The organism is Spirosoma sp. (assembly GCF_048594605.1).
Lineage (GTDB): Bacteria > Bacteroidota > Bacteroidia > Cytophagales > Spirosomataceae > Spirosoma.
On record NZ_JBMDWV010000425.1, the window covers coordinates 14116 to 33712 of the forward strand.

20 protein-coding genes are annotated in these 19597 nt (G+C 47.1%); 10 read left to right on the forward strand and 10 right to left on the reverse strand.

Annotated elements, in window-relative coordinates:
- Positions 1–88: 88 nt before the first annotated feature.
- From ACOJS8_RS26670 to ACOJS8_RS26685, 4 genes are all read left to right on the forward strand, one after another.
- Complete coding sequence (locus tag ACOJS8_RS26670) at positions 89–424, forward strand: DUF3098 domain-containing protein (protein ID WP_420151604.1); 336 nt, start codon at positions 89–91, stop codon at positions 422–424.
- Between the two features lie 108 nt (positions 425–532).
- The gene (locus ACOJS8_RS26675; RefSeq protein ID WP_420151605.1) at positions 533–1375 is read left to right on the forward strand and encodes an undecaprenyl-diphosphate phosphatase; all 843 of its coding nucleotides are present in this window, start codon (positions 533–535) and stop codon (positions 1373–1375) included.
- Position 1376: 1 nt separating this feature from the next.
- Complete coding sequence (gene truB, locus ACOJS8_RS26680; RefSeq protein WP_420151606.1) at positions 1377–2072, forward strand: tRNA pseudouridine(55) synthase TruB; 696 nt, start codon at positions 1377–1379, stop codon at positions 2070–2072.
- Positions 2073–2151: 79 nt separating this feature from the next.
- Entirely contained in the window at positions 2152–3081 is a 930-nt protein-coding gene (locus ACOJS8_RS26685; RefSeq protein ID WP_420151607.1) for a bifunctional riboflavin kinase/FAD synthetase, read from the forward strand.
- Positions 3082–3101: 20 nt separating this feature from the next.
- On the opposite strand, the gene ACOJS8_RS26690 is transcribed toward ACOJS8_RS26685, so the two are convergent.
- Complete coding sequence (locus ACOJS8_RS26690) at positions 3102–4340, reverse strand: NAD(P)/FAD-dependent oxidoreductase (protein ID WP_420151608.1); 1239 nt, start codon at positions 4338–4340, stop codon at positions 3102–3104.
- 101 nt (positions 4341–4441) lie between these two features.
- On the opposite strand from ACOJS8_RS26690, the gene ACOJS8_RS26695 reads away from it, so the two are divergent.
- On the forward strand, positions 4442–5494 hold the full coding sequence (locus tag ACOJS8_RS26695; RefSeq protein ID WP_420151609.1) for a DNA/RNA non-specific endonuclease: 1053 nt from the start codon (positions 4442–4444) through the stop codon (positions 5492–5494).
- Positions 5495–5658: 164 nt separating this feature from the next.
- Here the strand turns inward: ACOJS8_RS26695 and ACOJS8_RS26700 are convergent, their stop codons facing one another.
- From ACOJS8_RS26700 to fmt, 3 genes are all read right to left on the reverse strand, one after another.
- Positions 5659–6165 (reverse strand): dihydrofolate reductase, encoded by a 507-nt coding sequence (locus tag ACOJS8_RS26700; RefSeq protein ID WP_420151610.1) that lies wholly within the window; start codon positions 6163–6165, stop codon positions 5659–5661.
- Positions 6162–7148 carry a polysaccharide deacetylase family protein gene (locus tag ACOJS8_RS26705; protein WP_420151611.1) on the reverse strand — a complete coding sequence of 329 codons (987 nt, stop codon included), beginning with the start codon at positions 7146–7148 and terminating at the stop codon, positions 6162–6164. Before ACOJS8_RS26705 ends, ACOJS8_RS26700 begins: the two co-directional genes overlap by 4 nt.
- A gap of 99 nt (positions 7149–7247) precedes the next feature.
- On the reverse strand, positions 7248–8165 hold the full coding sequence (gene fmt / locus ACOJS8_RS26710) for a methionyl-tRNA formyltransferase (protein WP_420151612.1): 918 nt from the start codon (positions 8163–8165) through the stop codon (positions 7248–7250).
- 429 nt (positions 8166–8594) lie between these two features.
- Between fmt and greA the strand changes: the two genes are divergently transcribed.
- A complete protein-coding gene (greA, locus tag ACOJS8_RS26715; protein ID WP_420151623.1) occupies positions 8595–9014 on the forward strand; it encodes a transcription elongation factor GreA in 420 nt (139 codons plus the stop codon).
- A 78-nt stretch (positions 9015–9092) separates the two neighbouring features.
- The gene (locus ACOJS8_RS26720) at positions 9093–9482 is read left to right on the forward strand and encodes an HIT family protein (protein WP_420151613.1); all 390 of its coding nucleotides are present in this window, start codon (positions 9093–9095) and stop codon (positions 9480–9482) included.
- A 346-nt stretch (positions 9483–9828) separates the two neighbouring features.
- Here ACOJS8_RS26720 and nspC read toward each other — a convergent pair whose 3' ends face one another.
- From nspC to ACOJS8_RS26740, 4 genes are all read right to left on the reverse strand, one after another.
- Positions 9829–10977: a carboxynorspermidine decarboxylase gene (gene nspC, locus ACOJS8_RS26725; protein WP_420151614.1), complete on the reverse strand. Its 1149-nt coding sequence runs from the start codon at positions 10975–10977 to the stop codon at positions 9829–9831.
- Between the two features lie 14 nt (positions 10978–10991).
- The gene (locus tag ACOJS8_RS26730) at positions 10992–11825 is read right to left on the reverse strand and encodes a TonB family protein (RefSeq protein WP_420151615.1); all 834 of its coding nucleotides are present in this window, start codon (positions 11823–11825) and stop codon (positions 10992–10994) included.
- Positions 11826–11887: 62 nt separating this feature from the next.
- Positions 11888–12664: a hypothetical protein gene (locus ACOJS8_RS26735; protein ID WP_420151616.1), complete on the reverse strand. Its 777-nt coding sequence runs from the start codon at positions 12662–12664 to the stop codon at positions 11888–11890.
- 78 nt (positions 12665–12742) lie between these two features.
- On the reverse strand, positions 12743–13957 hold the full coding sequence (locus ACOJS8_RS26740) for a saccharopine dehydrogenase family protein (RefSeq protein WP_420151617.1): 1215 nt from the start codon (positions 13955–13957) through the stop codon (positions 12743–12745).
- 305 nt (positions 13958–14262) lie between these two features.
- On the opposite strand from ACOJS8_RS26740, the gene ACOJS8_RS26745 reads away from it, so the two are divergent.
- Positions 14263–14694 (forward strand): WapI family immunity protein, encoded by a 432-nt coding sequence (locus tag ACOJS8_RS26745; RefSeq protein WP_420151618.1) that lies wholly within the window; start codon positions 14263–14265, stop codon positions 14692–14694.
- 373 nt (positions 14695–15067) lie between these two features.
- Positions 15068–15718: a TetR/AcrR family transcriptional regulator gene (locus ACOJS8_RS26750; protein WP_420151619.1), complete on the forward strand. Its 651-nt coding sequence runs from the start codon at positions 15068–15070 to the stop codon at positions 15716–15718.
- 89 nt (positions 15719–15807) lie between these two features.
- Here ACOJS8_RS26750 and ACOJS8_RS26755 read toward each other — a convergent pair whose 3' ends face one another.
- A complete protein-coding gene (locus ACOJS8_RS26755; RefSeq protein ID WP_420151620.1) occupies positions 15808–17103 on the reverse strand; it encodes an aminopeptidase P N-terminal domain-containing protein in 1296 nt (431 codons plus the stop codon).
- 128 nt (positions 17104–17231) lie between these two features.
- On the opposite strand from ACOJS8_RS26755, the gene ACOJS8_RS26760 reads away from it, so the two are divergent.
- Positions 17232–18785 carry a S8 family serine peptidase gene (locus ACOJS8_RS26760; protein ID WP_420151621.1) on the forward strand — a complete coding sequence of 518 codons (1554 nt, stop codon included), beginning with the start codon at positions 17232–17234 and terminating at the stop codon, positions 18783–18785.
- A gap of 97 nt (positions 18786–18882) precedes the next feature.
- Here ACOJS8_RS26760 and rfaD read toward each other — a convergent pair.
- Positions 18883–19597: ADP-glyceromanno-heptose 6-epimerase (gene rfaD / locus ACOJS8_RS26765; RefSeq protein WP_420151622.1), on the reverse strand; the 715-nt coding region annotated here is incomplete at its 5' end.

Sequence of the window (19597 nt, forward strand, 5' to 3'; positions counted from 1 at the left end):
AATGAGTGATAAGAGCGAATAAAATGAGCTGTTAGAAAGCTATTATTCATTTTACATTGTTCATTATATAGCATATAACACAAAGGACATGGCAAAAGATAAACAATATTCGGCTACGCTGGCGCGTGAGGAATCCGCTAAAAAAGCGCCGGTTACGCCAACCGCATCGCCTAAAGTTGCACCCATCCCGTCAACGCTATCAGAACCTGTTCGTCCAGCAACATCTGCTGCCCTACCGTTTGGTCGTCAGAATTATACCCTCATGCTAATCGGTATTGGTGTTATTCTGGCCGGTTTCTTTATCATGAGTCTTGATAAAGAAGAGTTTGGTTTCGGTTTTCTGGGATTAACGCTCGGGCCAATTGTGGTAATGGGGGGCTTCGTAATTGAGTTCTTCGCTATTCTGGCCAAGCCAAAGGTATAAAAGAGTTGTAAAGTTAGAAAGTCATAAAGTTGTAAAGTATGATGCTATTGCAGTTTTTTGCTGGCAACTTTACAACTTTATGACTTTCTAACTGTACAACTCTTTTTAATGGAATTAATTCATGCAATTGCGTTGGCGATCATTGAGGGCTTAACTGAATTTCTGCCGATTTCCTCAACGGGCCACATGATTATTTACTCTTCACTGGCGGGCATCGCTGGTAACGAATTCACAAAGCTTTATACGGTCGACATTCAGTTTGGTTGCATTATATCGGTACTAGTACTTTATCATCGTCGTTTTCTGGTCACTCGAACGGCAGATTATAAAGCGCCTGCTTACCTTCAATCGGTGCCGTACCAATTTCAGCCTATGGCCGATTTTTACAGTAAACTTCTGATTGCGTTTCTTACGGCTGCCGTCATTGGCTTTCTATTAAACGATTTCATTGACTCTCTGCTTGAGAACGTAGTGGTAGTGGCCGTTACGTTGCTGCTAGGCGGTATTGTGTTGGTCTTTATCGATCGCATCGTCAATCGTCAGCCGAAAGACGGCGATGTAACCGTGCCCGATGCGATACGTATTGGATTCTTCCAGTGCATTGCTATGATTCCGGGTGTGTCGCGGTCGGCGGCAACGATCATTGGCGGTATGTTTCAGGGGCTAACCCGCGCGCAGGCGGCCGAATTTTCGTTCTTCCTGGCGGTTCCGACCATGGCTGCTGCTTCGGGTTACAAGCTGCTTAAAACCTACAAACTTCTTCAACCAGCCGATTACCAGACCTTGCTCATTGGCAACGCTATCGCTTTCGTCGTTGGGTTACTGGCAATTCGTGGTTTTGTTAGTTTCCTGACTCGTTACGGCTTTAAAGTTTTTGGTTATTACCGGATTGCTGTGGGTTTATTGCTGCTAGGATTGATGGCAGCCGGTGTCAAATTAGACGTATTGTAAATTGGAACAACCCACTCCCGATCCAGGTCAGGTCATTCTTATTGATAAACCACTTACCTGGACGTCGTTCGACGTAGCGAACAAACTGAAATACGCCTGTAAATTCAAAAAGATTGGCCATGCCGGTACGCTCGATCCGTTGGCCACGGGGCTACTTATTCTCTGTACAGGGAAAATGACGAAGCAGATAGACCAGTATCAGGCTCAGGAAAAAGAATATACGGGTACGTTGGTTCTGGGCAAAACGACACCTTCTGTCGACCTGGAAACGACATTCGACGCTGAATATGATACATCTGGTATCACAACGCAGCAGATAGAGGAAGCGTCTCGTCAATTAACGGGTACGATTCTGCAAGTGCCACCGATTTATTCGGCGGTTCGTGTTAACGGGGAACGGCTGTATGAGAAAGCGAGACGGGGCGAAACGGCTGATCGTGTTGAAGGGGGTATTAAAGCTCGCGAAGTCACTGTCTCTGTTTTCGAGGTAAACGCCGACCGCTTTCCGGAAATTGATTTTCGTATTGTGTGTTCCAAAGGCACGTATATTCGCAGCCTGGTGCGTGATTTGGGACTTCTGCTGAACAATGGAGCTTATATGAGCCGGTTGCGCCGAACAAGGATCGGCACTTTTCGGATAGAAAATGCCCATACTATTGAACAGTTTATTGAAACGTGCCGGGAAAATAGTCGATAATGACTACTTGTAAGTAACTGGTGCAGAAGCATCCTCCCCGAATCAATTCTATCGCCAATCAACTTTTTGTTGACAAACTATGATCATTTACAGAGGGCTTAACGATATACAACCTTTAACGAATGCTGTTGTAACCAGCGGTACGTTCGATGGTGTGCATCGGGGCCATCAGACGATTCTGGCTCGCCTGACTGAGGTGGCCAAACAGAGTAATGGCGAATCCGTTCTGATAACGTATTGGCCGCATCCCCGCACGGTAGTTGCGAATGACAGCCCAAATCTGAAGTTACTGACAACCCTGGATGAAAAAATCGAACTACTCGATCAGGCCGGTGTAGAGCATCTGGTTATCATTCCGTTTACGCGTTCGTTTTCGCAACTCACATCAGAAGAATATATCCGGCAGATTCTGATTGATAAGATCGGAACGAAGAAATTAGTGATTGGTTATGATCACCGATTTGGCCGTGACCGTGAAGGGGGGTTTGAATACATTCGGGCGCATCAAAGCGAATATGGATTTGAAGTAGAGGAAATTCCCCGGCAGGATGTAGAGGCCGTGGGGGTAAGTTCATCGAGAATTAGGGGTGCTCTCAACGAAGGTAATGTCCATACGGCTAGTCAGTTACTGGGTCGGGCGTACAATCTGACCGGTACGATCATCAAAGGGCGGCAGCTTGGACGTACCATTGGGTTTCCAACGGCGAACATGCAGGTCGACGATCCAATGAAACTTATACCTGCTAATGGTGTTTACGCCGTCGACGTATTGTATGCCGATCAAACGTTGGGTGGAATGCTTAACATCGGTTTTCGGCCAACCGTTGCCGGAACGAATCAGACCATTGAAACCTATATTTTCGACTTTGATAAAGACATTTACGGTGAACACATGACGCTACGTTTCCGGGAGTTTCTACGTCCAGAGCAGAAATTTGATGGGTTACCCGCTCTGGTTGAGCAACTTAAACGCGATGAAGAAGCCGCGCGGAATATCCTGAAAGAATAGTCATTTATCAGCCGCCACAACTATAAGCCAATATACTTCCCTGCTACGTATCCGGTTGTCCAGGCATTCTGGAAATTAAATCCGCCCGTGATCCCATCAACATCCAGAACTTCACCGGCGAAAAATAACCCTTTCTGCGCTTTGCTTTCAAGCGTCTGTGGATTGAGGCTGTTCAGGTCGATGCCTCCGCAGGTAACAAATTCATCCTTGAACGTGCTTTTCCCGATCACCTGAAACTGACTGTTGGTTAGTTTCTCTGATAATCGGTTTAGTGGTTTGGCGGGAAGATCGGCCCAGCGCTGCGTTTCGGAAATACCTGATTCGGCGGCCAGTGCCTGCCAAAGACGTGTTGGTAAATTAAAAGGATTTTGCGAAATGACCTGTTTACGACCATTCTGTTGCCGAAAATCCTGCAGAGTGGTGCGTAGCTGATTTTCGTTCAGGGTTGGTACCCAGTTGATTCGGAACTTGAAACGGTACTGAACATCCGCTAACTCGCGAGCTGCCCAAGCCGACAGACGTAGCACTGCCGGACCGCTAAAGCCCCAATGCGTCAGCAATAATGGTCCTCGTTGTTCCTGCTTCGTGCCTATTACGTACACGCTGGCATCTTTTACGGAAACACCCGCCAACGAAAGTAAGGGACTATCGGGAACGTTGAAGGTAAACAACGATGGGACCGGCGACAGCAACGGCTCGCTTTGTTGGGGCAACCAGCCGTAAGAAGAGAGTTGTGGATAGCCACCCGTTGCAATCAGAACGCGGTCGGCCTGGATTAGTTCTTCGTTGAAGAGCTTAACCTTATAGCTAGTCGTTCCGTCGGGTTGACTGGTGAATGAGAGAGACGTAACGCCACAACTGGTACGTACCTGAATGCCCAGTCGACGAGCGGCCGTGAGCAGGCAGTCAACAATTGTATCGGATGTGTTTGTTGTCGGAAACATGCGCCCGTCGGCTTCAGTCTTAAGCGGTACCCCTCGATTCTCGAACCAGCGTACAGTAGCCGTTGCGTCGAACTGATTCAGTAACGAACGTAGCGATTTTTCGCCCCGCGGGTAATGCCTGACTAACTGGCGGTTATCGAAACAGGCGTGTGTTACGTTGCAACGACCACCCCCCGAAATGCGGACTTTATTCAGAACTGTGCGGTTCTTCTCAAGAATGGTAATTCGGGCGTCCGGAAAGGTTTCGGCAGCCGTAATTGCGCCAAAAAAACCAGCCGCTCCCCCGCCAATTACAACAATATTAAATGATGGCATGAGGTTTTAACAGTCGGGATCGAGTTTCAGGTTCCAGGTTCGGACGAATATGAACGTGCTCTGGAAATATGAAACTAGAAACAAAAAACTAACTTTGGTACATGCATGTCAAACCTCCTTTTTCACCGAAAAACTACCAACGCCGGGGCCTGCGTTTACGGGGCAATACACTGGTGTTACTGTTTATATTTTTCCTGATCGGTCTGTTTCTGCACTACGGCGGGCGCACAAAACCCGTAGTCGCTTTCTGGAACGATTTTCGGGAAATGATTGGCCTGGGTAGAGCAAAATCAGATCACGAAGGACATAATCCGTATAAAGCACCCGAACCCCGGCAGCCGGACGAGGCTTCGGACGATCGGAGCAACGAGCCGAACGAAAGCGAAGCCAGTGATAATGGTGGCGGCAAACCATCGGCGGGCTCGCCTAAAACGGTTCGGTTTGACTTCGAAAAACAGGTTGATTTTTTGCTCCCAGCGGTTCGGCTCAATGACGAGATCATTCGGCATGAAGGGTTTACGCTACGTTACCGCGACGAGTATAAAGTGGCGGAATGGGTCGCCTATCCGTTACTGGATTACGAAACTACGGGCGACGCCGAGCGCAAATTTGAACAGTTTCAGCCTGATCGGGCGGTACCCAACGGTACGGCTCTTTCTTCGGATTATACGCGGGCTGGTTATGATCGGGGCCACCTGGCACCTGCGGGCGATTTCAAGTTTTCGCAACGGATGATGCGTGAAACTTTCCTAATGAGTAATATTACGCCCCAAGTGCCCGAATTTAATCGGGGTATCTGGAAAGAACTGGAGGAGCAGATCCGGGCGTGGGCCCTACGTGATCATGGTTTATACGTAGTGACGGGCCCGGTGCTGAAACGGGGATTGCCGACTATCGGCAAGAAGAATGAAGTGAGCGTACCCGAGAAGTTCTACAAGGTGATCCTGTACTGTAACAACCCGCAGATTCGGATGATCGGTTTTCTACTCAACAACGAAGGCTCAGATAGTTCAATCAGGCAATTCGTTGTTCCTGTCGATCAGATCGAACAAATAACGGGTATCGATTTCTTTCCTAAAATTCCTGACAACCTCGAACGTCAGCTTGAGAGTAAAAGCCGTAGCGATATGGTCGACGAATGGTTCAGTAACTAAGAGCTGGGTTCTACTGGAAATACTACGTTGCTAGCTTTATAGCACCTGAATACGTAGCGCAAGAAGCGTTGTTTGTCGGCATCAGTCTGTTGCATCGCCCATAGTTAATTAATTATCGAATCTTAACTAATACCTTGTCTCTCTTTAGTAGGATTTTTAGGCCATCACACCCTCTCGTACTCCACGAAGTCAAATGAAGCGGCATGGCGCTCATCGGTGGGGTGGGCAACCCGACTTTTTTCCCGCCATTCGCTCTTATCGAATTCAGGGAAATACGTATCGCCTTCGTACGATTGATGAATTTCTGTCAAATACAACGTAGTGGCAAGAGGCAGTGCGAGTTTGTAAATTTCAGCGCCACCAATTACGAAAATTTCATCGGTCTGATAAATGGCCTGATCGACACGTCTGGCTTCAGCAATGGCTTCGTCCAGTGTATGTACGACCGTTACGCCCTCAGTGCTGAAATCCTGATTCCGGGTAACCACGATGCTGGTCCGGTTACGTAGCGGCTTGCCGAGCGCTTCCAGCGATTTACGACCCATAATGATGGCGTGATGGCTGGTTTTCTGCTTAAAAAACATAAAATCATCGGGCAGATGCCAGGGCATATCGTTGTTGCGACCAATAATACCATTCTCCGCTACAGCAGCAATAAGGCTTATCTTCATAATTTACTACGTCTTTCCATCAATTCACGCCAGGTCGTGATAATGATGCCTTCCTTGTTTATGTATGCTTTCAGGGCTGGGTCCATCATGGTCAGCATGTCGCCTTTTCGGGATTGCCCTGAACTACTGATCTGATCGAAGGCGGACGTGGGGTCCGTACAGTGCATGATCAGATACGTTAACCCTGGCTTTACCGAATTGAGCAGCTCGATAAATTTCTGGGTTTTAAACTTTTGCAAATCGTTGTCGGAAGCTCCAGCGGGTAAGTTACGACTGGTGATGGAGCCATCCAGATCGTCCAGAACCGGCAAGCCAGCATTCCAGAGTTGCTGGCCAACCTGTTTGATCAACGACTGCTGACTGGCGGCTATGCTGTTTACTTTGCTTATTAACGATGCATGGCCGCCTGGAAACAGAATCGGAATTTTTTCTTCCATTGCCACTTTCACGTAGCGCATCAAAAATTTAGGATTAAACAACGTTCCCATGTGCGAATCCATATGCGTTGGCTGGACGCCGAACGCCTGATACCGCGCCAGTTGCGCCCGAATTTCAGCTTCCACTTCATCGGCCGATGCGTGCTGAACAACTTGCTCAACGGACGGCCAGAATGCTCCCTGTTCATCAACCAGGCCCGGAACTTTATCTTTACCCATCAACGGAGACCAGCGGTAATTTTTCCATTCAGACGTAAGGGTGAGGTGAACGCCCGCGTCTACATTCGGGTGCTTTTTGAGGTAATCAAAAAAGTGCGGAACCCAGCCGCAGGGCATCATAACGCTGGTCGAACTGGCAATTCCTTTGTCGATAGCATTCATTGTTCCGACATTGGAATCGTAGCTCATACCCGCATCGTCGACGTGAAGAATAACGACTTTTTTGCCCTTGGGGAAACCCAGTTTCTCGGCGTATGTCTCGGCTTGTGCATTGGCCGTTACGTGCCCAACAGCGGCAAGGAAAAAAACGATTAAAAGTAGTTTCATGAATGGAGCAGGATTTAGTGTTTTTTTATATTCCGTTCCGCAGAGGCTGTAACCTCTGGCTGAAAAGCCTTTCTGAAGAGGTTGGAGTATTTTTGTACTCTAAAGCTTATTCCCTCGTAAAAACTCCTCTGCATTCATCCGACGTTTTCCTTCGGCCTGCAACGTATCAATGCGCAACCAGCCGTCGGCGGCCCGAACGAGAATTGTTTTTTTGTTATCCGTATAGGCCTGACCAGGTTCTGCCGCGAATGGCGATTCGTTGGCAATTGAAGCCTCATAGATCTTAAAGACTTTGCCATTGATCAATGTCCAGGCTGTTGGATAAGGAGATAAGCCTCGCACAAAATTGCGAATCTGTCGGACCGGCTGATTCCAGTTAATTTCGGTGGTTTCGCGGCTGAGTTTCGGCGCGGGTTTCAGGTCGTTGGTAGTGGGCTGCGGTGTACGTGGATAATCGCCCGTTTCAATAGCCCGGACGGTTTTTAGCACCAGATTTGCTCCACGTTCCATAAGTCGGTCGTGTAGGGTTCCAGCAGTATCATCAGGGTAAATCGGTTCAGTATCCTGAAAAATCATCTGCCCCGTATCAATTTCTTTTTCAATAAAGAACGTAGTGACTCCGGTTTCGGTATCGCCGTTAATAATAGCCCAGTTAATTGGAGCAGCCCCCCGATACTGCGGCAATAGCGAACCATGTAGATTGAACGTACCAATCGTTGGCATAGCCCAGACCACCTCAGGAAGCATTCTGAATGCAACAACTACCTGTAAGTCAGCTTTATAGCTGGCTAACTGTTCCAAAAAGTCCGGGTCACGCAGCTTTTCAGGCTGCAGAACGGGTAAATTGGCCGCTTCAGCTGCTTTTTTAACTGGTGAAGACGTTAGTTGTAAGCCACGACCTGATGGCCGATCGGGCGCTGTAACGACAGCAACCACCTGATAGCCCGCGCCCAGGAGTCGCTGGAGGCTGGTAACGGCAAAATCAGGTGTGCCCATGAATATGATACGAAGTGGCATAGTAAGCGTGATGAATGAGATGAATAATGCGGGGATTGGTATTCCTGGATCACTGTACATTATTCAAAAATCCTACATAGACGTAAAATCAGTTTTTTGATAACCCGTCGACCATATGTTGGTATAGCCGGGAAGTCTTTTTACTTTTGTCTCACAAAGGCGTTGTGTTCGGAACATGACAGGCCAATAAATAACTTCGCATATGCGACGAACTATTTATTACTTTCCTGAACCGCTCGCTTCGGAGATCCGACGGCGACACTGACGCGGCTGCAAAGAAAACCAATTTGGTTGCAGAACGGTCGATGTACCGTTCTTTTTGTTTTTACGGAGTACCCAAAACCAATGTGAATAAACGAGTACGTTGTAAATAATCTGGGAAAGATTTCTTATTACACCCAGGAAGGACTTGATCGGCTTAAAGCAGAGCTGAATGATCTGAAAACCAAAGGCCGGGCCGCCATTGCCCGCCAGATTGCCGAAGCACGTGACAAAGGAGACCTTAGTGAAAACGCTGAGTATGATGCAGCTAAAGACGCGCAGGGTCTGCATGAATTAAAAATATCAAAGCTCGAAGAAGTGCTCTCCAATGCGCGGGTACTCGATGAATCAACGATTGACGCTTCGCAGGTGTCGGTTCTGTCGAAGTTTAAGATAAAAAATAAGAAAAACGGCGCTGAAATGACCTATACACTGGTTTCAGAAGAAGAAGCTGATCTGAAAGCGGGACGGATTTCGGTAGGGTCGCCAATTGGTAAAGGATTGTTAGGAAAACGGGTCGGTGATATGGCGGAAATCAAGGTGCCCGCTGGCGTTCTGGAGTTTGAGGTAGTTGAAATTGGACGATAGGTAGTGATACGTGTTTTGTTGCATCACCAAACCGTAATGGCTGACTGTTGATCCCTTATCATATATACCTCTTTAACTATGCCTTCTATTTTTTCGCGGATTGTTGCTGGCGACATCCCGGCGCATAAAATTGCCGAAACAGACGATTTCCTCGCTTTCCTGGACGTAATGCCCACGGCTACAGGACATACGCTTGTGATACCAAAGAAAGAGGTAGATTATATTTTCGACCTGGACAATGAGCTATATACCGGCCTGATGGCCTTCGCCAGGAAAATTGCACCGGCACTCGAAAAAGCTGTTCCCTGCAAACGGATCGGAGTAGCTGTTGTCGGGTTGGAAGTGCCTCATGCACATGTCCATTTGATTCCTCTCAACTCAATGGCCGACATGAATTTTCATAATAAATTAAAACCATCGCAGGAAGAACTGGCTGTTACGGCAGAGAAAATTCGGCAGTATCTTTAACGGATAACTTCGCATAAGTAAGCCGCTCAAACAGGAATATCTATCCTGTTTGAGCGGCTTACTATTTTTTTACTACGTAATGACAGATGTGGTACATGCTCAAATTGTGCATACACTATGTTTCCAACTGCCGTTTCTATAATGTGCTTCTGATCGTATTGTATTTCAAAAATAAATTTGTGTAATTTTACTTTTGTAACTGCCTTTGGCAGTACACCTTTAGCTGTCTTAGAAAACCTGCGGGCCGCGTTGCATGCAGGTTTTTTTGTTGTAAGCACTACTACAAAACACAGACGGTTAACGCTTACAATCTCGCTTTTCTATGCAAATGCTACGTAAGTTGCTACTAACTCAGCCGATCCTTAAAACTTTCGTAACCGTAGGTTCTGACTAACTGAAATGTTTCGTCTTCTTTCCAAATGCCAATACTGGGTAAATTGACACCGTTGAACGTAGTGGTTTTTACCATGGTATAATGGATCATATCATCGAAAACGAGCCTATCACCAACCTTTAGTGGCTTGTCGAACGAATAATCGCCCATAAAATCGCCAGCCAGACAGGTCATACCACCTAATCGATACGTCGGTTTATCAGCAACGGGTTCATGATACGACTGAATGATACGTGGCTTATATGGCATCTCTAACGTATCGGGCATATGAGCCGCAAACGAGGTATCCAGGATAGCCACCTCTACGCCCTGACTATTAAGCATATCCAGTACCGTCGATACCAAAATGCCCGTTTGCCAGGCAATGGCTGAGCCCGGTTCGAGAATTACGTCCACATTGTATTTTTCCCGGAAAGCAGTCAGCAGTTTAATCAAATGATTGGTGTCATAACCCTCGCGTGTCATCAAATGTCCACCGCCGAAATTGACCCATTTAACCTGATGCAGCAGGTCGCCAAAACGACTCTCGAGGGCGTTGAGGGTGCGCTCAAGCGTGAAGGAATCATTCTCGCATAGGGTATGAAAATGAATGCCTTCCAGGCCCTCCGGCAACGTATCAGGAAGCTGATCGCGGGTGACGCCCAACCGTGACCCCGGCACGCAGGGATTATACATATCCGTGGCTACTTCCGAGTACTGCGGATTCACCCGAATGCCGCAGGAAACAGGCATACCAGCAACGCGATCCTTGAATCGATTCCACTGATTCCAGGAGTTGAAGGTCAGGTGGCTGCTACGTTCGACCACCTCGTCAAACTCGTCATCGCGGTAAGCCGGAATATAGGTATGCGCTTTTACGCCCATATAGTCGTTTACGAGTTTGATTTCGTTGAGCGAACTGGCGGTAGCTCCGCTCAGGTATTCACGTACCAACGGAAAAGCGCTGTACATCGAAAAGCCTTTCAAGGCCAGAATGATCGTTACGCCAGCGGCTTTTTGGACTGAATCGATTAGTTGAAGGTTCCGGCGGAGTTTGGCTTCTTCCAGCACGAAGCAGGGCGACGGAATCGCATCGAGGTTTTGCAGCAGGTTCGTATTCATGCCGCAAAGGTACGTTACTCCAGCGTAAACGAAATTGGTAAATTGTACTTCACGCGGACGGCTCGTCCAGATTGTTTACCAGGCCGCCAGCGGGGCATTTTCTGCATTACCCGAATGGCTTCCTCATCGCAGCCAAAACCGATGCCTTTCAGTACCTGCAAATCCGTCAGGCTACCGTCGGTATTGACCACAAAGCTGACATAAATCCGACCCGATACACCCGCCGACGCGGCCGCTCTGGGATATTTCAGGTTGTTACCCAAAAAAGAACGTAGCGCGTCCAGTCCGCCCGGAAATTCGGGTTGCTGTTCAACAAGGACAAAAGGTTCATCGGATTTGGTTTCCACTTCAAGCGCTTTTTCCTGTATCGTTTGAGTAGCAGAAGCTTCAGGCGCCATAATGATTTCCTCCACGCCCGTTCCTTCGGCGGTTATAGTTCCTGCCGTAGCATCCTTCAATTCGTCAACGGTAGGAGGGGGATTGTCTTCTACTACGTCGGCGTCGGGCATGACAACGGGCGGGAGGTCGCGTACCGTGTTCACGGCAGGGGCCTGCTCAACCGGGGGCAGTGGGATCGGTTTCTCGACAGGTAGTTCCTTGATGTCTGTCAGGCTTATTTCATCCATCAATTGCTGGCTATCGTTGAACTGGTTTGGCCAGAAACGATCGTAAAGCGTAGGGGCTGCCAATCCTAGTAAAAACAAACCAACGCCCAGCCACAAAGCGCGGGTAAGCGTTGGTCGATAGTTTCGGCGCAGATCAAAAGCGCCGTAAGTTCTGTTTCGGCGCTGAAAAATAATCTCGTCGTAGGTTAGCGCGACGGTTTCTGACGTAGTAAGGTGATGCATAGCAGTACGTGGTTTGATTGTACCACATGGATGGCTAGGCAGGACCAATTCCACAAAATGTTTTACAAGCTATTGTATTTTGTTATGAGTTGAATCGCACCGTTTTCATCCTTTACAGTCAGGTTTTCCTGTTTGGCATAGGCTTTTAATTCCTCTTTATGGTCGCCAAGTGCTTCGATGAGCGATTTATCAGACAATTTCACTTTACTCAATGTCTGATCAGGCTTAAGCAGAAAGTACGTAGTAACGGGCAGAAATTCATCGTAACGGATATCGTTGGAGTAAGGATTTTTATAGTCGGCTTTTTTTAGGGTCTTTGCGATTCGTTTCAACAGAGCCGTTTTGCCCTGATGGAGCACCAGAAAATACCCTTCCCGCAAGGCTGCATCATCCGTTTTGGCGTCTGGGAAGCGCCGAAACACATAAAACTGCCCATCGCTGGCTGTAAATTGGAAAGATTTTACCTGATTGGCGTCAACGATGATTGAGTCGTTTGTTACGCCAGTCCTTCGCAAAATCAGGTGCTGTCGGGAAGCATCGAATTTGATGGGTACGTCTTTATAGTGTTTCCCGGATATCACTTCGATCTGCCCTTTGTTCCATTCAGGTAAAAAATAAGGACTGCCGCGTAAACCTTCGTAGCGTTGATCACGGGTCAGGATCATCGTATAAGGTGTCGAACCTACAATTTGATTAGTCGACTGATAGGTGTCATAATTATTATGTTGCACGTCGGAGGTACCTGCCTGCGTAGCACGACTTTTAGTCGAGTCGGCTTTCTGAGCGAAGACACCTGTGCATAGTGCCGAAAAAAAGACCGTCAGGAATAGCGATTTCATAGCAAGTATGTTTTGCCGGATGATCGACTAAATAACGAAAAATCCCGCTCTATTACGTAGCGGGATTTATATTTTTGGTTAAGCCGGATATTCGTGCGGTAAGGGAATATTGACTCGCTCGTTAACAGGTAACCCCTGTTTGTTCATCTGTTCGATAAACGGATCAGGGTCCAGCTCTTCACAGTTCCACACGCCGGGTTTCATCCAGACGCCCGTAAGCATGAGCATAGCACCAATCATGGCCGGAACGCCAGTGGTGTAGCTAACGGCCTGCCCGCGCACTTCGCGATACGTTTCTGCATGGTCGCAGTTATTCCAGATAAAATAGGTACGTTCTTCACCGTCTTTAACCCCCTTAATCTGGCAACCAATGCTGGTTTGACCTGTATAGTTTTCGCCTAGTGAATCAGGAGCGGGCAAAACAGCTTTAAGGAATTCGAGGGGCACAATATCCATTCCCTGAAATTTAATGGGGTCGATACGTGTCATGCCTACGTTCTGAAGAACTTCCAGATGAGTTAGGTACGCCTGACCGAACGTCATCCAGAAACGAGCCCGTTTCAGCGTTGGAAAGTTTTTGACAAGGGATTCAAGCTCTTCGTGATAGAGTACGTAAGACTCACGAGGACCAATACCGGGATACTCAATTGGTTTGTGAACACTCATAGCCGGAATCTCAATCCATTCGCCATTTTCCCAGTAACGGCCTGGCTGGGTGATTTCCCGAATATTGATTTCCGGATTGAAGTTGGTGGCGAATGCTTTACCGTGGTTACCTGCATTGCAGTCAACAATATCGAGGTAATCCATCCGGTCGAAATAATGTTTATTGGCGTAGGCCGTGAACACCTGCGTAGCGCCTGGGTCAAAACCGCATCCAAGTAGTGCCATTAGCCCCGCCTGCTCGAAGCGTTCTTTGTAGGCCCACTGCCAGCTATATTCGAACTTAGCTACGTCTTTAGGTTCATAATTGGCGGTATCCAGATAATGCACCCCCGCTTCGAGGCAGGCGTCCATGATAGGCAGATCCTGATACGGCAACGCTACGTTGATAACCAGTACCGGATTGAATGATCGAATTAGTGCCACCATATCAGCCACTACGTCGGCATCGACCTGCGCAGTTTGAATGGTAACGCCGTGCATTTCCTGAATTTCAGCCGCAATGCGATCACACTTTGCCTTTGTTCGGCTGGCCAGCATAATATTCGTAAAAACGTTACGGTTCATTGCACATTTGTGCGCAACCACACTGCCCACTCCACCGGCGCCTACAATAAGCACATTCGCCATCTATCTAAATTTAAACGGTTATAGTTTTTGGCCGCAAAGATAAGGAAAGTCAGGAAGCGAACAGGTAAAGTTTCGGTTGAGGAGTTTATTGCGTATATATTATTCTGCTGGGGGATAGAAAATATGTGCTTGAGGAAATATGTCAATATTAAATTTGGTAATATTGGTTATCGGTAGATAATAATATTTTTCTGTTCGGAAAGTATAGGATAATATGAAAATTACTACAAAACAAGATGACCTATAACAATTACTTTGTATATTTGTTAAGTAGACAATAGTACTCTCTCCCTAACACATCCGTTATGAAATTTGTATCCTCTTCTGATTCTTTTGAACTGGCAATCCTGGGCTATGGCAAAGCAAATACAACCTGGCGAGATCGTAATCGGCTGCAATGTCGGTTCTCGACCATTTGGCGGCAAAAGTCAGACATCCAGATGGCCCCGCTGCAAACTTGGGAGGTTAAGCGATTGCTAAGCGGATTACGTTCTCTCTGGAACAAAGCGACAAACTACGTTACGCTATCTTTCTCTGAGCCAGGTTTGAGTATGGAAGCGAAGGCGCTACCAGGTGATAAAGATCGTCTGCAGATTCAACTGGATCGTGCTTTGATGCCTTCTTGGCACACGTATCCTGACTTTCCGATGGAGATGGATCTTCTCCTGAGCCGGACCCAATTGCAGGAGGCCATTCAGGAACTATCCGGGCAGGTGGACTCTTATCCAGAGCGCTAAATAAATTCAATTATAGTAGTCATTGTAACAAAAATGGCCCTCTTGATAGAGGGCCATTTTTGTTACAATGACTACCTTTTGCTTCAGATTCAATAGTACTATTAACGGAAAAACACGCCTAATCTTGTAACTCATAATTGTGTATATGATACATATAATTAGTTTGCGGAGTATAGTGCTATGTGTCAGTAACTTAATATAATTTGTAAGGCATTTTTTTTAATATTTCGCGCCTTTTATTCAGATCATTGTTTGACAACATCATCTGTAATTACCATATTTGTATCTACAGCAATTGGATAGGCGACTTGTATGGATAGCCTATCCACTAAAAAAGTTACTGATTCCTCTTAAACAAAAACAACCAATAAGCATGAAAGTTGTCAAACGTAGAAACCGCCAGATGACTATGGAACGCATTCTGCGGGCCATGGGCGACGTAATGGCAGAACGTGGTACGGAAAAAGCAGGCATTAATGCCGTAGCAGAACGTGCTGGCGTCAACAAAGTACTTATCTACCGCTATTTCGGTGGTTGGAATGGTCTGCTGGAAGCTTATGTACAGCGCGGCTTTTTCCTGTCTATGTTTAATGAGAAGTTTCTGGATTCTGTACCCAATAACCTGACGCCAGAAAACAGGAGTAAGGTATGGTCTGAGTACACCATCCAATTTATGCGCGAATTCCGTACGCGTAAGCCATCGCAGGAATTGATTCGTTGGGAAATGACACATGGCGAAACCGAACTGGCTCGCCGTCTGGCCGATTTCAGGGATCAGTCGTACAAAAACCTGGTTACTAAACTCGCTCCTTATTCTGATTTCGACCCGATTGCTATTACGAGTTTAATGGTGGCAGCTGTTACAAATATTGTTTTGACGAGCGCTCAACGCGATCATATAGGCGATATTGATCTCCGATCGGATGGTGGCTGGGAACGTTTAGAAACAGCCATTCGCCGGATCTATTCCAGCCTGAATATTGCTCTTGAACGTGAGCAGACGAAGAAAGCTGAAGCCGTATAGAACAGATATACTACCAACAAGTAAGCGTAGCCGGGGAGTCAACAGCAACACCTGACTACGCTTGTTTATTAATAACTGTTGTGAGTCCGTTACGTGTTCATTAACTCTTCAATTTCATCAGCTTCCAGCGGAATATTCGCCATCAGGTCCGTATTACCAGATTCGGTGATCAATACGTTATTTTCCAGGCGAATCCCCAGCTTTTCCTCTCGAATATAAATGCCTGGCTCAACCGTAAATACCATCCCTGGCTCCATTTTACGGTATTTGTTGCCAACGTCATGAACGTCGAGCCCTAAAAAGTGCGACGTCCCATGCATGAAGTATTTCTTGTATAACGGAGCATCGGGGTCCTGTTTGGCCACCTCATCACGGTCCAGCAAGCCCAAACCAATCAATTCGGATTCCATGACTTTGCCCACTTCGCGATGATACTCATCCCAGAGGTTGCCGGGACGTAGCATTTGTTTGGCTTCGTTCAGGACACGTAGTACAGCATCGTACACCGCTCGCTGACGGGCAGTAAACCGACCGTTTACCGGTACTGAACGAGTCATGTCGGCATTATAATTCGCGTATTCAGCCCCGATATCAAGCAGAATTACGTCACCGTCCTGACATTGTTGACTGTTATCAATATAATGCAACACACAGGCATTAGCTCCAGACGCAATAATAGGCGTGTAAGCAGCTCCACGCGAACGATTTTTGATAAACTCGTGCATCATTTCAGCTTCGATCTCATACTCCCAGACTCCCGGTTTAATGAAGCCCAGAAGTCGACGGAACATTTTATCCGTGATATCAATAGCCGTTTGGATCAGTGGTATTTCCAGTGGTTGTTTAACGGCACGGAGATAATGCATCAGCGGGGCCAGCCGCTCTAAATGATGCAGCGGATATTTCTGCTTAAAATCAGTTACATAACGGGCATCCTGAGTTTGTACTTGCACACCCGCCCGGGTATGCTCATTGGTGTTGAGGTAGACATAGTCAGCCTCAAAAATCATCTGCACAAAAATCTGTTCAAACTGATGCGTCCAGTAAATCTGCTTCTGCGGAATACCGGTTGCTTGTTCGGCTTCTGTCTTAGTCAGTTTATGCCCTTCCCAGATTTCGATCAACTCGCTCGTCTCACGAAGGAACAGAACCTCACGGAATTTAGGATCAGGATGTTCGGGAAACAAAACCAGTCGGGTTTCTTCCTGATCGACGCCCGTAAGGTAAAAAAGATCATTATTTTGCCGAAAAGCCATGGTGCCATCGGCATTTGTTGGCATAATGTCATTCGCATTGACAACGACTAACGACTTCGGTTTGAGCAGATTAGCTAGTCGTTGACGGTTTTGACTAAAAAGTTGACTGTCGATCGGGAAATAACGCATATAACAGACCGCGGAGGCTATGTTTCTAATTAATTTTGCAAAGAAACTCAAAAGCCGTAATAGTTTTTGCGGAATTCGAGTTTAGCTATTTACGTAGCCTTTTTGGTTGCGTACTTTCTACCTAAACTATGACACTTCGACTGACTATAACCCTTAGCCTGTTGTCTTTTGCCTTGCAGGCTCAATCAAAATACTGGATTTTACTTCGAGATAAAGAATCGGCATCAGCTCCTTCACTATCACCAAAGGCCTTAAGTCAACGTCAGCTCCAGAACCTGCCACTCGACGAAACTGACCAACCCGTGGCGGCATCGTATCTACGCCAGTTAAAACAGGTAGGTATTCAGCCTGTCTGTCAATCACGCTGGTTAAATGCCATATCGGCTCGACTAACGGATCAGCAATATGCACAGGCTCGATCTTTACCGTTTGTAAAAGATATTCAGGCCATCGACCCAGCTATTGTCATCACGTCGATTAATACGCCTGCTCAACCCGATGGCGTTACGCCAGACTGGTCTAACCCCAAACTGGCTCCGGTCATGAATCAGATTCAGGCAACTGATTTTGCGCAGTCGGGGCTAACCGGGCGGTTTGTAACGATTGGAGTGATTGACGCCGGTTTTTTCGGTGCCGACTCTGCCAATGCATTAAAGCACGTATTTGAACGTAATGGCGTAAAGCAGGTTCGTGATTACGTCAATCAGAAGAAGACAAATAATCAGCTCTTACGAACCCTCGAAACTATGTCGGATATGCATGGAACGGAGGTTCTGGCTGCCATAGCCGGGAACGACCCAACCGAAAATATGCAGTTTGGACTGGCAACTGACGCTACGTTCTACCTGGCACGTACTGATCAGGGTAACCGTGAATACCGGGGCGAAGAAGACAATTGGGTAGCGGCTATGGAATGGATGGACAGCCTGGGTGTCCGGCTGATCAATACGTCGCTGGGGTATGCCAAAGGGATGAGTAACCCGAAAGATAATTACGAGCCTAGTCAGATGGATGGTCATACGAGCCTCATTAGCCGGGCCGCTCAGATTGCTGCCGATAAAAAAGGAATTCTGATTATTGTATCGGCAGGAAATGAAGGCGAAGATCGGTCCTGGCGTATTATCAGTACGCCCGCCGACGCCCAGGGAGTACTGGCGATTGGTGCCACCAATTCCCGACTCTGGAACCGCATCGGGTACAGCAGCATTGGTCCTGAAAAACTGCCGTATCTGAAACCAAATGTATCGTGTTTTTCACTCTACGGTACGTCTCTGTCAGCACCCGTCATTACTGGGTTTGCAGCCTGTGTGATGCAGGCCAATCCAAAATTGACGAACAAGCAGGTTATGGAAATTATCGAGAAATCGTCGCATCTGTATCCTTACGGAAACAACTATGTTGGTTACGGCGTGCCTCAGGCATCACGTGCCTTAGCCCTGCTGCGTAATCAGGAATTGCCCGTTACGTCTCGGTCTATGAAAGCCAACGGCAAAAACGTTACGTTGCCCGTTGATACGAATGAAGGAATTGTATCCGTGTTTCATAAAAAAGATGCGACGCACGTTTTACAGCAGGAAGCCGCCAGAGTCAGTAATGGTAAGGTAACATTACGCCGGTTGAGTGACGAGAAGCAAACCACAATTGATTTGAAGAAAGAAGTGATTGAAGTGGTTTGGGAATAACAACAGAAGGCTCTATTGTGTGCTTTCGCCCGCTTTACCTTCAGCTAAAGCAGTAACCGTGATGGCTATATTTTTATCCTTGAGAGGTGAGAAGCAATTATAAGTACTGGCCCGGACTGAGGTAGTTCTTTACGTAATCGGCGATTCCTTCTTCCAGAGAACAAAATGGCCGGTCGTAGCCAATGGAGCGTAGTTTGGACATATTTGCCTGCGTGAAATACTGGTATTTGTCGCGAATGTCGGCGGGGGTATCGATGAAATCTATCTGAGGTTCGAGGTCGAGTGCATAGAACGTATTCCTGGCTAAATCGAGGAACGTACGAGCTTTACCGCTGCCCAGATTATAAATACCGGAATTGCGCCGATGATGCATCAAAAAGGAACATACATCCACTACGTCTTTCACATAAATAAAATCCCGCATCTGTTCGCCATCCGCAAAATCGGGGTTGTGTGAACGAAATAATTTTATACGGCCCGACTGGTTGATCTGGTTGAAAGCATGAAAAATAACAGATGCCATCCGGTCTTTGTGGTATTCGTTAGGGCCATAAACATTGAAGAATTTCAGGCCTGCCCAGAAGAAGGGCTTACGTTCCTGCTCCAGCGCCCAGATGTCGAACACATTCTTAGATTCGCCGTATGGATTGAGGGGTTTTAGCTGAGGAACAAGGGATTCGTTATCGTCGTAGCCTAATTCGCCCATACCATACGTAGCAGCCGAGGACGCATAAACGAGCGGTATCTGGTAATCAATACATCGGTTCCAAATCTGCTTGGAGTATTCGACGTTCAGGTGTTCGAAGATATGC

What these genes read in the sequence shown, in the direction of transcription:
- ACOJS8_RS26670 (WP_420151604.1), top strand. Translation starts at nt 89, where the DNA reads ATGGCAAAAGATAAACAATATTCGGCTACGCTGGCGCGTGAGGAATCC.
- ACOJS8_RS26730 (WP_420151615.1), bottom strand. Translation starts at nt 11,825, where the DNA reads ATGCATCACCTTACTACGTCAGAAACCGTCGCGCTAACCTACGACGAG.
- ACOJS8_RS26695 (WP_420151609.1), top strand. Translation starts at nt 4,442, where the DNA reads ATGCATGTCAAACCTCCTTTTTCACCGAAAAACTACCAACGCCGGGGC.
- nspC (WP_420151614.1), bottom strand. Translation starts at nt 10,977, where the DNA reads ATGAATACGAACCTGCTGCAAAACCTCGATGCGATTCCGTCGCCCTGC.
- ACOJS8_RS26745 (WP_420151618.1), top strand. Translation starts at nt 14,263, where the DNA reads ATGAAATTTGTATCCTCTTCTGATTCTTTTGAACTGGCAATCCTGGGC.
- fmt (WP_420151612.1), bottom strand. Translation starts at nt 8,165, where the DNA reads ATGCCACTTCGTATCATATTCATGGGCACACCTGATTTTGCCGTTACC.
- ACOJS8_RS26690 (WP_420151608.1), bottom strand. Translation starts at nt 4,340, where the DNA reads ATGCCATCATTTAATATTGTTGTAATTGGCGGGGGAGCGGCTGGTTTT.
- ACOJS8_RS26750 (WP_420151619.1), top strand. Translation starts at nt 15,068, where the DNA reads ATGAAAGTTGTCAAACGTAGAAACCGCCAGATGACTATGGAACGCATT.
- ACOJS8_RS26755 (WP_420151620.1), bottom strand. Translation starts at nt 17,103, where the DNA reads ATGCGTTATTTCCCGATCGACAGTCAACTTTTTAGTCAAAACCGTCAA.
- ACOJS8_RS26760 (WP_420151621.1), top strand. Translation starts at nt 17,232, where the DNA reads ATGACACTTCGACTGACTATAACCCTTAGCCTGTTGTCTTTTGCCTTG.
- ACOJS8_RS26720 (WP_420151613.1), top strand. Translation starts at nt 9,093, where the DNA reads ATGCCTTCTATTTTTTCGCGGATTGTTGCTGGCGACATCCCGGCGCAT.
- ACOJS8_RS26705 (WP_420151611.1), bottom strand. Translation starts at nt 7,148, where the DNA reads ATGAAACTACTTTTAATCGTTTTTTTCCTTGCCGCTGTTGGGCACGTA.
- ACOJS8_RS26740 (WP_420151617.1), bottom strand. Translation starts at nt 13,957, where the DNA reads ATGGCGAATGTGCTTATTGTAGGCGCCGGTGGAGTGGGCAGTGTGGTT.
- ACOJS8_RS26675 (WP_420151605.1), top strand. Translation starts at nt 533, where the DNA reads ATGGAATTAATTCATGCAATTGCGTTGGCGATCATTGAGGGCTTAACT.
- ACOJS8_RS26735 (WP_420151616.1), bottom strand. Translation starts at nt 12,664, where the DNA reads ATGAAATCGCTATTCCTGACGGTCTTTTTTTCGGCACTATGCACAGGT.
- ACOJS8_RS26700 (WP_420151610.1), bottom strand. Translation starts at nt 6,165, where the DNA reads ATGAAGATAAGCCTTATTGCTGCTGTAGCGGAGAATGGTATTATTGGT.
- ACOJS8_RS26685 (WP_420151607.1), top strand. Translation starts at nt 2,152, where the DNA reads ATGATCATTTACAGAGGGCTTAACGATATACAACCTTTAACGAATGCT.